General features: G+C 62.9%; 13 protein-coding genes. 2 read left to right on the plus strand and 11 right to left on the minus strand.

Translation table 11 applies throughout. The features are described 5' to 3' along the window. Positions 1-246: 246 nt before the first annotated feature. The 5 genes from ntrC to glnA all read right to left on the minus strand — a co-directional run bounded on the left by ntrC (position 247) and on the right by glnA (position 5,793). Positions 247-1,677: a nitrogen regulation protein NR(I) gene (ntrC, locus tag AACY13_RS01335; RefSeq protein WP_339458624.1), complete on the minus strand. Its 1,431-nt coding sequence runs from the start codon at positions 1,675-1,677 to the stop codon at positions 247-249. Then, positions 1,674-2,759 (minus strand): nitrogen regulation protein NR(II), encoded by a 1,086-nt coding sequence (glnL, locus tag AACY13_RS01340; protein ID WP_445262512.1) that lies wholly within the window; start codon positions 2,757-2,759, stop codon positions 1,674-1,676. The genes ntrC and glnL overlap by 4 nt, the downstream gene beginning before the upstream one ends. Before the next feature lie 258 nt (positions 2,760-3,017). Continuing rightward, positions 3,018-3,632 (minus strand): DUF4124 domain-containing protein, encoded by a 615-nt coding sequence (locus AACY13_RS01345; RefSeq protein WP_339458626.1) that lies wholly within the window; start codon positions 3,630-3,632, stop codon positions 3,018-3,020. A gap of 2 nt (positions 3,633-3,634) precedes the next feature. Continuing rightward, positions 3,635-4,198: a DUF4124 domain-containing protein gene (locus tag AACY13_RS01350; protein WP_339458629.1), complete on the minus strand. Its 564-nt coding sequence runs from the start codon at positions 4,196-4,198 to the stop codon at positions 3,635-3,637. A 188-nt stretch (positions 4,199-4,386) separates the two neighbouring features. After that, positions 4,387-5,793 (minus strand): glutamate--ammonia ligase, encoded by a 1,407-nt coding sequence (glnA, locus tag AACY13_RS01355; protein WP_339458631.1) that lies wholly within the window; start codon positions 5,791-5,793, stop codon positions 4,387-4,389. 330 nt (positions 5,794-6,123) lie between these two features. Between glnA and thiI the strand changes: the two genes are divergently transcribed. Both thiI and typA read left to right on the plus strand, forming a co-directional pair. Next, complete coding sequence (gene thiI / locus AACY13_RS01360) at positions 6,124-7,578, plus strand: tRNA uracil 4-sulfurtransferase ThiI (RefSeq protein WP_339458633.1); 1,455 nt, start codon at positions 6,124-6,126, stop codon at positions 7,576-7,578. 161 nt (positions 7,579-7,739) lie between these two features. Further along, the gene (gene typA / locus AACY13_RS01365; protein WP_339458636.1) at positions 7,740-9,560 is read left to right on the plus strand and encodes a translational GTPase TypA; all 1,821 of its coding nucleotides are present in this window, start codon (positions 7,740-7,742) and stop codon (positions 9,558-9,560) included. An 84-nt stretch (positions 9,561-9,644) separates the two neighbouring features. On the opposite strand, the gene AACY13_RS01370 is transcribed toward typA, so the two are convergent. From AACY13_RS01370 to AACY13_RS01395, 6 genes are all read right to left on the minus strand, one after another. Further along, entirely contained in the window at positions 9,645-10,721 is a 1,077-nt protein-coding gene (locus tag AACY13_RS01370) for a polyamine ABC transporter substrate-binding protein (RefSeq protein WP_339458639.1), read from the minus strand. Between the two features lie 66 nt (positions 10,722-10,787). Beyond that, positions 10,788-11,129, minus strand: coding sequence for a cupin domain-containing protein (locus AACY13_RS01375; RefSeq protein WP_339458642.1), 342 nt, complete (start codon positions 11,127-11,129; stop codon positions 10,788-10,790). An 11-nt stretch (positions 11,130-11,140) separates the two neighbouring features. Next, the gene (locus AACY13_RS01380; protein WP_339458643.1) at positions 11,141-12,547 is read right to left on the minus strand and encodes an NAD(P)/FAD-dependent oxidoreductase; all 1,407 of its coding nucleotides are present in this window, start codon (positions 12,545-12,547) and stop codon (positions 11,141-11,143) included. A gap of 48 nt (positions 12,548-12,595) precedes the next feature. After that, on the minus strand, positions 12,596-13,417 hold the full coding sequence (locus tag AACY13_RS01385) for a helix-turn-helix domain-containing protein (RefSeq protein WP_445262527.1): 822 nt from the start codon (positions 13,415-13,417) through the stop codon (positions 12,596-12,598). Between the two features lie 42 nt (positions 13,418-13,459). Further along, the gene (locus AACY13_RS01390) at positions 13,460-14,785 is read right to left on the minus strand and encodes a DUF3422 family protein (protein WP_339458647.1); all 1,326 of its coding nucleotides are present in this window, start codon (positions 14,783-14,785) and stop codon (positions 13,460-13,462) included. A 102-nt stretch (positions 14,786-14,887) separates the two neighbouring features. Next, positions 14,888-15,283 (minus strand): YkgJ family cysteine cluster protein, encoded by a 396-nt coding sequence (locus AACY13_RS01395; protein WP_339458650.1) that lies wholly within the window; start codon positions 15,281-15,283, stop codon positions 14,888-14,890. Positions 15,284-15,315: the final 32 nt, after the last annotated feature.

Raw genomic sequence — 15,315 nt, forward strand, 5'->3', positions numbered from 1 at the left:
AGCGATCATCGGTTTCTCACGCCTAGGGGCGCAGTAGCTATGCAGGGGCGGACTTTTCCGCGATCAGCCCTTTTACAGCCAAGGCAGGGTGGCTTTTTCATCCATAACCCCTGCATAAGTGGGGATGGATAAAGCGCCATCCACCCTGCAAAAGCCGAATGAAACAGGTAACAGGTACACAGCCGGTACCTGGCCATGTCCCGGTGCTGTGTTGAGGTGGGGCGCTGTAGCCTTTGTGAGCGCGGCTTAGTCGTCGCCTTCCTCGTCGTCGCCGCCGATATTCATGCCCAGTTCCTTGATCTTGCGGGTCAGGGTGTTGCGGCCCCAGCCCAGTAGCACGGCGGCGTCGCGACGGCGGCCGGCGGTGTGCTTGAGGGCGGTCTCGATCATGATCCGCTCGAAGGCCGGTACGGCGCTGTCGAGCAGGTTCGACTGGCCACGGCCCAGGGCCTGGTCGGCCCAGTGGCGCAGGCCCTGTTCCCAGTTGCTGATCGGTGCACTGTCCTGGGGCTGGCTGAGCAGCTCCGGCGGCAGGTCGTCGACATGCACTTCGCGCCCGGAGGCCATCACGGTGATCCAGCGGCAGGTGTTCTCCAGCTGGCGCACGTTGCCCGGCCAGGGCAGCTGCTGCAGATAGTCTTCGGTTTCGTTCTTCAGCAGTTTCGGTTCGACCGCCAGCTCCAGCGCGGCGCGGCTGAGGAAGTGGCGGGCCAGGGTCGGGATGTCCTCGCGGCGGTCGGCCAGGCGCGGGATATGGATGCGAATCACGTTGAGGCGGTGGAACAGGTCTTCGCGGAACTTGCCGGCCTGCACCAGGGTTTCCAGGTTCTGATGGGTGGCGGCGATGATGCGCACATCGACCTTGACCGGGGTATGGCCACCAACCCGGTAGAACTCGCCGTCGGCCAGTACGCGCAGCAGGCGGGTCTGGGTGTCGGCGGGCATATCGCCGATCTCGTCGAGAAACAGGGTGCCGCCGTCGGCCTGCTCGAAGCGCCCGCGCCGCAGGTTGGCCGCGCCGGTAAAGGCCCCTTTCTCGTGGCCGAACAGCTCGGACTCCATCAGGTCCTTGGGAATCGCCGCCATATTCAGGGCGATAAAGGGCGAGGCGGCGCGAGGGCTGTGGCGGTGCAGGGCGTGGGCCACCAGCTCCTTGCCGGTGCCGGACTCGCCGTTGATCAGCACGGTGATATTGGAATGGCTGAGGCGGCCGATGGCGCGGAACACCTCCTGCATGGCCGGCGCTTCGCCGATGATCTCCGGGGTGCGCGCCAGCTCCACCGGCGCGGCCAGACCCTGCTGTTCCTGGGCATGCATGTTGGCGCGCTTGACCAGGGACACGGCTTCGTCGACATCGAAGGGCTTGGGCAGGTACTCGAAGGCACCGCCCTGGTAGCTGGCCACCGCGCTGTCGAGGTCGGAATGGGCGGTCATGATGATCACCGGCAGGCGCGGGTGCAGTTCGCGGATGCGCGCCAGCAGTTCCAGGCCGCTGGAGCCGGGCATACGGATATCCGAGATGATCACGTCCGGTTGCTGGCGCACCAGGCGGCTGAGCACGCCGTCGGCGCTGTCGAAGCTTTGCGTGGTCATGCCTTCCTGTTGCAGGGCTTTTTCCAGGACCCAGCGGATGGAACGGTCGTCATCGACTATCCAGACGGTTTCACTGCGACTCATGACGGAGTTACTCCTTGTTCCAGCGGCAGGAAGATCGAGAATACGGTATGGCCGGGATGGCTCTCGCACTCGATCAGACCTTGGTGCTGACTAATGATGTTCTGGGTAATCGCCAGGCCCAGGCCGGTGCCGTCGGCACGCCCGCTGACCATGGGATAGAAGATGGTTTCCTGCAGTTCGGCCGGGATACCCGGGCCGTTGTCGATGATCTCGATCTTGGTCACCAGGCGATGGCGGATATGGCCGATGGTGAACTGGCGCAGGGTACGGGTGCGCAGGGTGATGCGGCCCAGGCGCAGTTCGTTCTGCCCGCCTATGGCCTGCATGGCGTTGCGCACGATATTGAGCACCGCCTGGATCATCTGTTCGCGGTCGATCAGTACGTCGGGGATGCTCGGGTCGTAGTCGCGTACCAGGGTGATGCTGCCCTGGCTTTCCGCCTCCACCAGGCTGCCGACCCGCTCCAGCACTTCGTGCACGTTGGTCATCGCCAGCGACGGCAGCTTGTTCGAGCCGAGCATGCGGTCGACCAGATTACGCAGGCGGTCGGCCTCCTCGATGATCACATTGGTGTAATCCTTGAGGCTTTCCTCAGGCAACTCGCGGGCCAGCAGTTGCGCCGCGCCGCGAATGCCGCCGAGGGGGTTCTTGATCTCGTGGGCCAGGCCGCGCACCAGCAGCTTGGTGGTTTCCTGCTTGGACAGTTGCGCCTCTTCCTTGGTGATGCGCAGCAGGCGGTCGCGCGGATGCACTTCCAGCAGCAGCAGGGTCTCGCCGCGGTTGAACAGTGGGGTTACGGCATAGTCGACGGTCAGGGTCTGGCCGCTGACCGAGGTCAGCACGGCTTCGCGCTTATTGAACGGGTGGGCGTGTTCGACGGCCTGACGCAGGGCGCTCAGGGCTTCCGTCGATTCGGTAAAGAGTTCGCTGATAAATTGCCCGTGGCTGCGCTGGCCGCTGACGGCCAGGAGCATCTCCGCCGCCGGGTTCATGTACTCAAGGCGCAATTCGGCGTTAAGCAGCAGGGTAGCGGTGGTCAGGTTGTCGAGTAACAGGCGGTGCAATGCGTCGTTGATGATCATAGGTAAGGTCTGCCGACGTTTCGCTGCGGGCCGCAAAGCGGCGGCCAATGCTGCGGGAAAATGCAAGAAGCAAACCAAAGCCCCGAAAAGAAGCGTGTTTAGGCGCTATGCCTCGGCTTATGGCTGCTTTTCGGCGCAGAGGGGGCGCAGTGGGCGACCCAAAACAGGGACAGTATAGAAATAGCCTGGCTTTGCTGCACCATGCTGGTGCGCGGCTAATGTTTGGGGGCTATCGGTGTTGTGCTGTGATGGCGCAACTCAGATAAAGGGGATCAGCGGAATGTCTTTCTTTTCCGCTGGCTTGTCCTCGAGTGGGCATTCCGGGCGCACGCCGTAGTCGCCTTTCTGGCACGGATTGACCCTGCGCTTCTGGGCCAGGGAAATGCGCTGCAGGTGGAAGGGCTGGCTGGGGGTGCGTTCGATGATACGGCCCTGCTGGTCGATGATTTCCACCGCCAGTTGGTGAGTGCCGCGGTCGATATTCTCCAGGGGGAAGACCGGGCTGCGTCCGACCTGGCCCACTTCGCTGCCGTCCATCAGCAGGCGATAGCGGTGTCCGGGAAACAGCGCCGGTTCGCTGTTGACGCTGACAATCAGGTTGCCGGCATTGTCGCGTACGGTGGCATCTGGCTGCGGTACCAGAATCCTCAGTACCTGGTAGTGCTGGCTCGGTTGCGTGGCGGGGGTGCTCGGCGCTGCGGGCGGGACGAGCGCCGGCATCGAGTTGCCCGGGTTCAGCTCGATGCGCTGGGCATCGCCCGACTTGGGTTTGTCGGTAAAGACCCGATTACCCTCGGCATCTATATAGGTATAAACCTGGGCCGCGACGGGCAGGCCGAGCAGCAGCAGGCAGCAGAGCAGCAGGGTGCGCATGGTCAGGGGGTCGCCTTGGGTTTGGCCGGCGGCGGCGGTGGTGGGCGCAGGGCCGGGCTGCTGGTATTGACCCGTTGCACGGTGAAGTCGATCGGCGCGCTCTGCTGGATCGATTGCTCGCCGCTGAGTACTTCCACGGCCAGGCTGTGCTCGCCGCGGTCGACATTGGTCAGCTGCAGCATCGGCACATTGCTCGCCTGGCCATAGGGTTGGCCGTCGAGCAGCAGGCGCAGGCGATGGCCGGCGGCCAGGCGCGGTTCGATCTGGATGCTGACGCTGAAGGTGCCGTTGTTGGCGCGCATGGCTTCGTCGCTGGGCACGCCGCTAACCTGCAGCAAGCTGTAGGGCGCTGCCGGGGCTTCGTTGGAGTTACTGTCGACCGGCGGCAGGCTGGGTACCTGCATGTTTACGCTATTGGTCTGCGGCAGTTGCACGCTCTCCGTGGCCTGGCCTTCCGGCGGCTGATCGGTGAACACGGTGTTGCCCTTGGCGTCGGTGTATTTGTAGATCTGCGCGCTGGCCGGCAAGGCCAGGCCGAGTAACAGGCAGATGAGCAGAGGGCGCATGGCCGAACTCTCCTGGTGGGTGTGTGCTAAGACTTGCACCGGCTGCGCGCGCTGGCAAGGGCGCTGATGGCCGGGCGTGCGCCAGTGCAGCAAAGGCTGGGACAAAAGGTCGAGGCGGGCGGCCGGATGTGGCGACGGCAAAACGCAAAAAGGCCACCCGAAGGTGGCCTCTTGTCTTGCGTGCGGGATTAGACGCTGTAGTACAGGTCGTATTCCAGCGGGTGGACGAAGGTGCGAACCTTGATTTCTTCTTCGGACTTCAGCTCGATGTAGGCATCGATAAAGTCGTCGGAGAACACGCCGCCCTTGGTCAGGAACGCGCGGCCCTTGTCCAGCTCTTCCAGGGCTTCTTTCAGGCTGCCGCACACCTGCGGGATCAGCTTGCCTTCTTCCGGCGGCAGGTCGTACAGGTTCTTGTCGGCTGCATCGCCAGGGTGGATCTTGTTCTGGATGCCGTCCAGGCCGGCCATCAGCAGCGCGGCGAAGGCCAGGTAGGGGTTGGCAGCCGGATCCGGGAAGCGCGCCTCGATGCGGCGGGCTTTCGGGCTGGACACGTACGGAATACGGATCGAGGCGGAACGGTTGCGGGCCGAGTAGGCCAGCATGACCGGGGCTTCGAAGCCCGGGACCAGACGCTTGTAGGAGTTGGTCGACGGGTTGGTGAAGCCGTTCAGCGCCTTGCCGTGCTTGATGATGCCGCCGATGAAGTACAGGGCGGTATCGGACAGACCGGCATAGCCTTCGCCGGAGAAGGTGTTCTTGCCATCTTTGCTGATGGACATGTGTACGTGCATACCCGAGCCGTTGTCGCCGTACAGCGGCTTAGGCATAAAGGTAGCGGTCTTGCCATAGGCATCGGCCACGTTGTGTACGCAGTACTTCAGGGTCTGAACTTCGTCAGCCTTGGCTACCAGGGTGTTGAACTTCACGCCGATTTCGTTCTGGCCGGCAGTCGCCACTTCGTGGTGGTGCACTTCGATGACCAGGCCCATTTCTTCCATGGCATTACACATGGCAGTACGGATTTCGTGGTCGTGGTCGCACGGCGGAACCGGGAAGTACCCGCCTTTGACGGCTGGGCGGTGGCCCTTGTTGCCGCCTTCGATGTCGGCGTCGGTGTTCCAGGAACCCTGCTCGGAGAAGATCTTGAACATCGAGCCGGAGATGTCGGACTTGAACTTCACTTCGTCGAAGATGAAGAACTCGGGCTCCGGGCCGACGAATACGGTGTCGCCGATGCCGGTGCTTTTCAGGAATTCTTCGGCGCGCTTGGCGATCGAGCGCGGGTCGCGGTCGTAGCCCTGCATGGTGCTCGGCTCGACGATGTCGCAGACCAGGATCAGGGTCGGCTCTTCGGTGAACGGGTCGAGAACGGCGGTATCGTCGACCGGCATCAGGATCATGTCGGAGGCTTCGATGCCTTTCCAGCCATGAATGGAGGAGCCGTCGAACATTTTGCCGTGCTCGAAAAATTCGTCGTCCAGGGCGTCACGGGCCGGCATGGTCACGTGGTGCTGTTTGCCCTTGGTGTCGGTGAAGCGCAGGTCAACCCACTTCACGTCGTGTTCTTTAATCAGTTGAATCGACTTCGACATGCTGTCCTCCAGATGGCCAAGGCTCGGAATGATGAGCCCTCAATAGTACGGTGCAGCCCGGCGGGATAGTCCTCCAGGGCAACCTGCCTCACAAGGGAGCAAATTGCATGCCAGTGCACAGGAATGGGTGCATGCCCTGAAACTCAGGGCTGGCGGGGGCTGTGACTGTACGGCAGGGAAATATTTGCACCAGTATGGGGCGGCGTATTTGTTGCGCGCACTTAAATGGTGCGGCTTGTTAAGTGTTGTAGGTTTTTGATCAAAGCTTGAGCAATTTCCGCTATAATCCGCGCCCCTGTTTTTTTGGCCGCTGCGGCGCTACTCGTTTTCATGAAACTGATCGTTAAAGTCTTCCCGGAAATCACCATCAAGAGCCGGCCGGTGCGTAAGCATTTTATCCGGCAGCTGGCGAAGAATATTCGTTCGGTTTTGCGTGAGCTCGATCCGCAGGTGCTGGTCAGTGGCGTGTGGGACAACCTGGAAGTCGAAACCCAGGTCAGTGAGCCGAAGACCCTGCAGGCGATGATCGAGCGCTTGCGCTGCACCCCGGGCATCACCCATTTCCTCCAGGTCGATGAATATCCCCTGGGCGATTTCGACGATGTGCTGGAAAAATGCAAGCTGCACTTCGCCGAGCAGCTGCCGGGAAAGATCTTCGCCGTACGCTGCAAGCGCGCCGGCAAGCATGCCTTCAGCTCCATGGATATCGAGCGCTATGTGGGCAGCCAGCTGCGCCAGCAGTGCGGCGCGGCCGGGATCGACCTGAAGCAGCCGCAAGTCGAAGTGCGCATGGAAATCCGCGACCAGCGCCTGTTCGTCATTCATAACCAGCACGAAGGCCTGGGCGGTTACCCGCTGGGTTCGCTGGAGCAGACCCTGGTGCTGATGAGCGGCGGCTTCGATTCCACAGTCGCCGCTTATCAAATGATGCGTCGCGGCCTGGTCACCCACTTCTGCTTCTTCAACCTCGGTGGCCGTGCCCACGAGCTGGGCGTGATGGAAGTGGCGCATTACCTCTGGCAGAAATTCGGCAGCTCGCAGCGCGTGCTGTTTATCAGCGTGCCGTTCGAGGAAGTGCTCGGCGAGATTCTCGGCAAGGTCGACAACAGCCAGATGGGCGTGATCTTGAAGCGCATGATGCTACGCGCCTCCACACGGATGGCCGAGCAGTTGCAGATCAATGCCCTGGTTACCGGCGAGGCGATTTCCCAGGTGTCCAGTCAGACCCTGCCCAACCTCTCGGTGATCGATTCGGCCACCGACATGCTGGTGCTGCGCCCGCTGATCGCCAGCCACAAGCAGGACATCATCAACACCGCCAACCAGATCGGCACCGCCGAGTTCGCCAAGCACATGCCCGAGTACTGCGGCGTGATCTCGGTGAACCCGACCACCCGGGCGAAGAAGGACCGGATCGAACACGAGGAGCGCCAGTTCGATATGGCCGTCCTCGAGCGCGCCCTGGAGCGGGCGACCCTGCTGCCGATCGACAAGGTGATCGATGAGCTGGGCAAGGACGTCAAGGTCGAGGAAGTCAGCGAAGCCCTGGCCAGTCATGTCATCATCGACATCCGTCACCCGGATAACGCCGAAGAGCAGCCTCTCGAGCTGCCCGGTATCGAAGTGCAAACGCTGCCGTTCTATGCCCTGAACAGCCGCTTCAAAGAGCTGGATGCCAATCGCCAATACCTGCTGTATTGCGACAAAGGCGTGATGAGCCGTTTGCATGCCCACCATCTGCTCAGCGAGGGGCATGCCAATGTGCGCGTTTATCGTCCGGCATAAGACGCCCGGGTTGAATGGCGGCAGCATCCGCCATCGCCCTCCCGACCCACAGGCGGCGTAACAGCCACAGTGCTGGTACGCCGCCTGGCAGAAATCGCAATTAGTTAATATCCGCCGCCTAGACTAAGCGGCACACCGAATCCTCTGATCGAGATACACAAGTGATCGAAAATCTACGCAACATCGCCATCATTGCCCACGTTGACCATGGTAAGACCACCCTGGTAGACAAACTCCTGCGTCAGTCCGGCACCCTCGAGCGCGGCGAGCTCAACGACGAGCGCGTGATGGACAGCAACGACCAGGAAAAAGAGCGCGGCATTACCATTCTCGCCAAGAACACCGCGATCAACTGGAACGGCTACCACATCAACATCGTCGACACCCCCGGCCACGCCGACTTCGGCGGTGAAGTTGAGCGCGTGATGTCGATGGTTGACTCCGTACTGCTGCTGGTCGACGCCCAAGACGGCCCGATGCCGCAAACCCGTTTCGTGACCAAGAAGGCCTTCGAAGCCGGCCTGCGTCCAATCGTGGTAATCAACAAAGTTGACCGTCCAGGCGCACGTCCGGACTGGGTTCTGGACCAGATCTTCGACCTGTTCGACAACCTCGGTGCCACCGAAGAGCAGTTGGACTTCCAGGTCGTTTACGCCTCGGCCCTGAACGGCATTGCCGGTCTGGATCACACCGACATGGCCGAAGACATGACCCCGCTGTACCAGTCCATCGTCGACAACGTGCCGTCCCCCCAGGTTGATATCGACGGTCCGTTCCAGATGCAAATTTCCGCACTGGACTACAACAGCTTCCTCGGCATTATCGGCGTTGGCCGTATCGCCCGTGGTCGCGTCAAGCCGAACACCCCGGTGATCGCCATCGACGCCGACGGCAAGAAGCGCAACGGTCGTATCCTCAAGCTGATGGGTCACCACGGCCTGCACCGCATCGACGTCGAAGAGGCCACTGCTGGCGACATCGTCTGCGTCAGCGGTATGGACTCGCTGTTCATCTCCGACACCCTGTGCGACATCAACCATGTCGAGGCGATGAAGCCGCTGACCGTCGACGAGCCGACCGTATCCATGACCTTCCAGGTCAACGATTCGCCGTTCTGCGGTAAGGAAGGCAAGTTCGTCACCAGCCGCAACATCAAGGAGCGTCTGGACAAGGAGCTGCTGTACAACGTGGCCCTGCGTGTCGAAGAAGGCGACAGCGCCGACAAGTTCAAGGTCTCCGGCCGTGGTGAGCTGCACCTCTCGGTACTGATCGAAACCATGCGTCGCGAAGGCTTCGAAATGGGTGTGGGTCGTCCGGAAGTGATCATCCGTCAGGTTGACGGCGTCAAGCAGGAACCCTTCGAGAACGTCACCATCGACACCCCGGAAGAATCCCAGGGCAAGGTCATGGAAGAGATGGGCCTGCGTAAGGGCGACCTGACCAACATGGTGCCGGATGGCAAGGGCCGTGTGCGTCTGGAATACAACATCCCTGCTCGTGGTCTGATCGGTTTCCGTAACCAGTTCCTGACCCTGACCAACGGTGCTGGCATCCTGACCTCGATCTTCGATCGCTACGACACCATGAAGTCCGGTGACATGTCCGGCCGTCAGAACGGTGTTCTGGTATCGGTAGAAACCGGCAAGGCGCTGACCTACTCCCTGGAAACTCTGCAGGCGCGCGGCAAGCTGTTCGTCGAGCACGGCCAGGAAATCTACAACGGTCAGATCGTCGGTCTGAACAGCCGTGACAACGACATGGGTGTGAACCCAACCAAAGGCAAGAAGCTCGACAACATGCGTGCTTCCGGCAAGGACGAAACCATTGCTCTGGTTCCACCGGTGAAGTTCACCCTGGAACAGGCTCTGGAATTCATCCAGGACGACGAGCTGTGCGAAGTCACACCTAAGTCGATCCGTCTGCGCAAGAAGATCCTCGACGAAGGCGAGCGCACCCGCGCTGCCAAGAAAGCCAAGAACTGATCCAGTTCTAGCTGACTGAAAAGCCCCCGCCGGCGAGAGCCTGCGGGGGCTTTTTATTGGTTTGGATTCAGTGTTGTGGCAGCGTCAGATCCCGCTCTTGACCTTGCTCCAGAGGCGCGTGCGCACGCGATCGATCTTCAATGGCATGGCCTCCAGGGCGTAGAGGTTGTCCATTGCCTCCTGCGGCGGGTAGACGGTGGCATCGGCTTTCAGCCTGGGCTCGATCAGGGCGTCGGCGGCGCTGTTGCCGTTGGCATATTGCACATGGTTGGTGATCTGCGCGATCACCTCGGGTTGCAGCAGGTAATTCATAAAGGCGTAGGCGGCCTGCTCGTTGTTGCTGTCGACCGGCATGCTCACCATGTCGAACCAGATCGGTGTGCCTTCCTTGGGGATCACGTAGTGGATGGCGATGCCATTGCCCGCTTCGCTGGCGCGGTTGCCGGCCTGCATGATGTCGCCGGAAAAGCCCACCGCGAGGCAGATATCGCCATTGGCCAGATCGCCGACGTATTTCGATGAGTGGAAGTAGCTGACGTTCTTGCGCATCTCCATCAGCAGGGCTTCGGCCTTCTTGTAGTCTTCTGGGTTCTTGCTGTGATGCGGTAGCCCCAAGTAGTGCAGGGCGATGGGCAGCATCTCGGGGCCGTTATCGAGAATCGCCACACCGCACTGGCTGAGCTTGGCCAGGTGTTCTGGCTTGAAGATCAGGTCCCAGGAGTCGAGTGGCACATCCTCGCCGAGCACTTCGCGCACCTTGGCGACGTTATAGCCGATCCCGGTGCTGCCCCACAGGTAGGGAAAACCGTACTGGTTGCCGGGGTCGTTGGTTTCCAGGGCTTTCATCAGGATCGGATTGAGGTTGCTCCAGCCGGGCAGGCGGCTCTTGTCGAGCTTCTTCAGCGCGCCGCCCTGGATCTGCCGCGCCATATAGTGGTTGGACGGGAACACCACGTCATAGCCCGAGCGCCCGGCCATGAGTTTGGCATCCAGGGTTTCGTTGCTGTCGTAGACGTCGTAGTGGCTGCTGATGCCGCTGCCTTGCTCGAACTGCTTGAGGGTGTCGGGGGCGATGTAATCGGTCCAGTTGTAGATGCGCACGGTTTCCGCGGCCTGGCTGACGCTGCTGAGCAGCAGCAGGGGAAGCAGTTTTTTCAGCATGGGAGTACCTCATCGTTTTTATCGGTGTTGTCGAAGTGGCAGTTAAAGCGAGGGCGTTTAGCAGGGTTACTTGAGCAGGACGAAGCTCTTGCGCACGGTCTCCTGGATATCCCAGATGCCGAAGGTATTGGCCGGTAGCAGCAGGGCATCGCCGGCCTGGATCTGCATGGGCTCGCCGCCGTCCGGGGTGAAGGTGCAGCGCCCGGCGATAAAGTGGCAGAACTCCTGCTGGGCGATCTGCCGCCGCCAGCGCCCCGGCGTGCATTCCCAGATGCCGGCGGCGACGCCGTCGGCCTGTTCGATGCCCAGGCTGCTGGTGATCGCCACCGGCTCGCCGAGCGGCACGGCGACCAGGCTGACGTCGGCCAGGGTCTGTTGGGCGGTGTTGCTGAAGTGTTCGATGCTCATGTGTCTCTCCGTTAGCGCATGAATTTTTCCATGGTGCCGGCCAGGCCAGCGGCCAGTTGCCGACGCCAGGGTGGGCTGTGCGGGTTGGCCAGCACGCGGTCCTCAAAGGCAAAGCTCTGGATGATCGCGTTGTAGCCCAGCCAGCGCAGCGGTTCCGGCTCCCAGCGCGGCAGGCGGTTGAGTGGCTGGTCGCCGAGCACCCAGGGCTGGCGGGTCAGCTCGCTGTGCTGGTTCAGAATCAGGTCGGCCAGGGTGCGTCCGCCGAGGTTGCTTGCGCCCACGCCTTCACCGCCGTAACCGCCGGACAGGGCGATGCCGTTTTTGCGGTCCACCAGCATGTGCGGACGAAAGCGCCGCGCCATGCCCAGGTTGCCGCCCCAGGCGTGGCTGATGCGCACCTGCTTGAGCTGCGGGAAGAGTTCGCCGAACAGGTAGCGGCGCAGGCCGCGTTCGTCCTCGCTGAGATTGAAATCGGTACGCAACTGGCCGCCGAAGCGGTAGCCGCCGCGGGCACCGAACACCAGGCGGTCGTCGGCGCTGCGCTGGCCGTAGGTGACCTGGCGGCTGCTTTCGCTAAAAGCCTGGCCGCGCTCCAGGCCGATGTCGGCCCAGACGTCCTTGGGCAGCGGCTCGGTGGCCACCAGCAGGCTCTGCACCGGCAACTGATGCTTGCCCAGGGGCGGCAGGCTGGCGGCGTAGCCTTCCACGGCCGGGACTATCCAGTCGGCGCGCACGCTGCCGCTGGCGGTGCGCACCTGGCCGGTTTGCCAGTCGATTACTCGGCTCTGTTCGTACAGTTCCACGCCCATGGCTTGCACGCAGCGGGCCAGGCCGCGCACCAGCTTGGCTGGCTGAATGGTGGCGCAGTGGCTGGCGTGGATCGCGCCGTAGGCATTGTTCAGCCTGAGTTGCTGGCGCAGTTCGTTGGCGCTTAACCAGCGGTAGGCGTCCTCGCCCAGGCCCAGGGCGCGCAGTTCGAGCAGATGCTGCTGCAGGCTGGTCAGCTGCTCGGGGTAGCGCGCGGCACAATAGAGCACGCCGCCCTTGCGGTAATCGCAGGCGATGCCTTCGCGGGCCAGCACGCTGGCGACTTCATCGGGAATTCCGTGCAGCAGCGCATAGGCGTTCCGGCGCGCGGCGCTGGGCTGCTCGGCGAGCAGGCGATCCTCGCCGAGCAGGTTGCCCATCAGCCAGCCGCCGTTGCGCCCGGATGCGCCGAAGCCTGCAATCTCGCCTTCGAGGATAACGATGCGCAGTTGCGGGGCCTGGCGCTTGAGGTAATAGGCGGTCCACAGTCCGGTGTAGCCCGCGCCGATGATCGCCACGTCGGCGTGCAGGTCGGCGGTCAGCGCCGGGCGGGCGGTCAGCGGTTCGTCCAGCTGATCCATCCACAGGCTGAGGGAGCGCCATGGGCTCATCGTCGATCTCCGGCAGGTAATGGGATGCGCAGAGATTAGTGAGGCGGATCAGGGCTTGTCGTGTGTGCGGGCCCGCAAGGAAATCTGCTTGAGGTAGGCCTTGGGCGACAGCCCGGTATACCGGCGGAAGCAGCTGTAGAAGGCCGACAGCGAATTGAAGCCGGCGGCGAAGGCCAGGTCGTCGATGCGCTGCAGGTCGTTGCCGGCGTCCAGCCTGGCGAGCAGGTGCTGCAGGCGCTTGTGGTTGATATAGCGGTAGAAGCTCTGACCGAGCACCTGGTTGAGCAGGTGGGAGATCTGGTTGCGGCTGTAGCCGGTGGCGGCGGCGACCTGCTGCAGGCTGAGCTGTGGGTCGAGGTAGGCCTGGTCGCGCTGCATAAACTCTTCCAGATCCTGCGCCAACAGGCCCAGCTGGCGGGCGCTGAGGCCGAGGCGGCTGAGCGCCGGGCGTGAGTCGCCGGCAGAGGCCGGCTCGCGTTCTTCGCGCATCAGCGTGGCGTACTCATGGATACGCCAGATCAGGCCATCGCGCACGGTGATCGCCTCGCCGGTGTGAAACGCCAGCAGGCCGTCACTGCCCTGCAGGCGGATGCGGTACTGGATAAACGCGGTGTGGCCGTCGATACGGATGCGGTCGCTGTGCTCCAGCGCCTCGCCGGGCTGGCGCGGCAGGTTGTTGCGCACGTACTCGCGCAGTTCGGCAAAGCCCATGCAGCGCTGCTGGAAGAAGTCGTGGTACTGGATATCCGGGTGATACAGCGCCATCACCGCATCGAGGTCGCGGTCCTTCCAGCTTAAGTGGTAGCGCATCACCGTGGCGCGGGTGCGCTCGCTCTGCTGGGCGTCATCGGGGAAGTCGTCGGCCTGGATCATGCTGGGTTCCGTGGTGCCGCTGGGGGCCATCATGGCCGGCTAGCCGGATTCGCCGGGCAGGTGCAGGCTGCGCTTGAGCCGGCGCATGCCCAGCCATACCGCGGTCACGCACACGGGCACGGCGATGCCGGTGGCCAGGGTGCTGCTGTCGATCAGGCCGAGGGCCTTGGCCGATTCTGCCAGGTATTTGCACAGGCCCACCAGGTAATAGCTGATGGCCGCCACCGACAGGCCTTCCACCGTCTGTTGCAGGCGCAGCTGCAGGTGGCTGCGCTTGTCCATGGCCTGCATCAGCTGCTGGTTCTGGGTTTCGATGGTCAGGTCGATACGGGTGCGCAGCAGCTCGCTGGCCCTGTCGATGCGTCGCGCTAGGTCGTCGAGGTCTTGTTCGGCGGCCTCGCTGGTGCGCCAGGCCGGGGTCAGGCGGCGCTGGAGAAACTCGCTGAAGGTCTGCAGGCCGGGACATTCCTGTTCGCGCAACTCGCCCAGGCGATTGATGATCAGCTCGTAATAGGCGCGGCTGGCGGAGAAACGGAAGTTGTGCGCGGCGATCAGCTGCTCGACCCGGGCCGCCAGGCTGCCCAGCTCGCCGAGCAGGCGGCGTTCGTCGCCGAGGTCGCCGATTTGGTTGATCTGCTGGATGGCCGCGGCCAGCTGCTGTTCCATCTCCTTGATCTGCGGGGCGATGGCCTTGGCCTGGGGCAGGGCCAGAAGCAGCATCATGCGGTAGGTTTCCATCTCCAGCAGGGTGCGCACCAGGCGCCCGCTCTGGCAGGGGTTGAGGCCGCGGTTGTGGATCAGCAGGCGGCCGCTGCCATCGCTGTGGATGCGATAGGCGCTCCACAGGCGTGCCTGGCCGTCGCTGACGCTGGAACTGATCAGGCGCTGGCCTTCGAAGTGCATGCGCATCTCGTCCGGGCTCGGCTGCGTTTCCGGGGCGGCGATGATTTCCAGGTGGTTGCAGCTGAGCAGTTGCCCGGGCAGCTGCTGCAGCCAGTGTTCCGGCAGCAGCGCCAGGGCATCCTGGCTAAAGGGCGCACCTTGTACCTGCTTGCTCACCAGGGTGTAGGTGGAGAATTCGGTATGGCGTTCCCAGCGCAGTTCGAAGCCGCCGAAGTCCTGGTAATAGCAGGAGGAGTGCGGTGCCGGCGGCAGCACCGCGTGGCGTTCGCACAGGCGCAGCAGGTGCTGGTATTCGGCGTCCGCCTGCTGGGTGTCGGGCAGCAGCACCAGTTGCGTCAGGCGCGAAGGCGTCGACAGGACCGGAAAGGGGCGGGTGTGCAACTCGTTGAACAGGGCCTCGCGTTCCGGGTGGAAGCGCAGGCCATGCTGGCTGCTGGGCGTATGCGGTTGGGGCGAATTCATGCGCGGCTATCTTGTGCGGCTGGCCTGGCCGGCCAGTCTAGCGAGAGTTGCGCCCGCCTTGTATGTGTCGCATTGCCGCGAGGCTGTTGTGATCGAGTCGCCTTAGCTTTTCGGCTTGTAGGCGCAGTAACCCGGCCGCGGGCCGATCTTGGGGTGGTTGCGGCAGGTGTCCGGGCGCTTGTCGTAGATGGTGCACAGGCGGGTCTTGCGGTCCAGGTAGTAGCAGTCGTTGTTGCTCATGCGGGTCAGGGTGAAGATCCCCGACTTCTGGTGGAAGCGTTCCACCAGGCCCTCCTTCTGCAGGCGCTTGGCAATGTTCTTGGCCGGCTCGCTGCGCTCGAATTCGTCCACCACGCCGATGCGGATCAGGTCGTTCAGGCGCACCTCCACCGGCAGGGTGCAGCAGCTGGACATGCAGCTGTGGCACATATCGGCGGTGTATTTGGCCCAGGTGTCCAGGCGGTCGAGTTCGGCGGCGGCGATCAGGTTGTTTTTCATCGGGGGCAGGCGTGCGTCGGTTAGGCGGCGGG

The organism is Pseudomonas sp. EA_105y_Pfl2_R69, from assembly GCF_963970915.1.
Taxonomy (GTDB): Bacteria; Pseudomonadota; Gammaproteobacteria; order Pseudomonadales; family Pseudomonadaceae; genus Aquipseudomonas.

Coding starts and splice junctions, on each gene's coding strand:
- ntrC (WP_339458624.1), bottom strand. CDS start 1,677: ATGAGTCGCAGTGAAACCGTCTGGATAGTCGATGACGACCGTTCCATC.
- glnL (WP_445262512.1), bottom strand. CDS start 2,759: ATGATCATCAACGACGCATTGCACCGCCTGTTACTCGACAACCTGACC.
- AACY13_RS01345 (WP_339458626.1), bottom strand. CDS start 3,632: ATGCGCACCCTGCTGCTCTGCTGCCTGCTGCTGCTCGGCCTGCCCGTC.
- AACY13_RS01350 (WP_339458629.1), bottom strand. CDS start 4,198: ATGCGCCCTCTGCTCATCTGCCTGTTACTCGGCCTGGCCTTGCCGGCC.
- glnA (WP_339458631.1), bottom strand. CDS start 5,793: ATGTCGAAGTCGATTCAACTGATTAAAGAACACGACGTGAAGTGGGTT.
- thiI (WP_339458633.1), top strand. CDS start 6,124: ATGAAACTGATCGTTAAAGTCTTCCCGGAAATCACCATCAAGAGCCGG.
- AACY13_RS01370 (WP_339458639.1), bottom strand. CDS start 10,721: ATGCTGAAAAAACTGCTTCCCCTGCTGCTGCTCAGCAGCGTCAGCCAG.
- AACY13_RS01375 (WP_339458642.1), bottom strand. CDS start 11,129: ATGAGCATCGAACACTTCAGCAACACCGCCCAACAGACCCTGGCCGAC.
- AACY13_RS01380 (WP_339458643.1), bottom strand. CDS start 12,547: ATGAGCCCATGGCGCTCCCTCAGCCTGTGGATGGATCAGCTGGACGAA.
- AACY13_RS01390 (WP_339458647.1), bottom strand. CDS start 14,785: ATGAATTCGCCCCAACCGCATACGCCCAGCAGCCAGCATGGCCTGCGC.
- AACY13_RS01395 (WP_339458650.1), bottom strand. CDS start 15,283: ATGAAAAACAACCTGATCGCCGCCGCCGAACTCGACCGCCTGGACACC.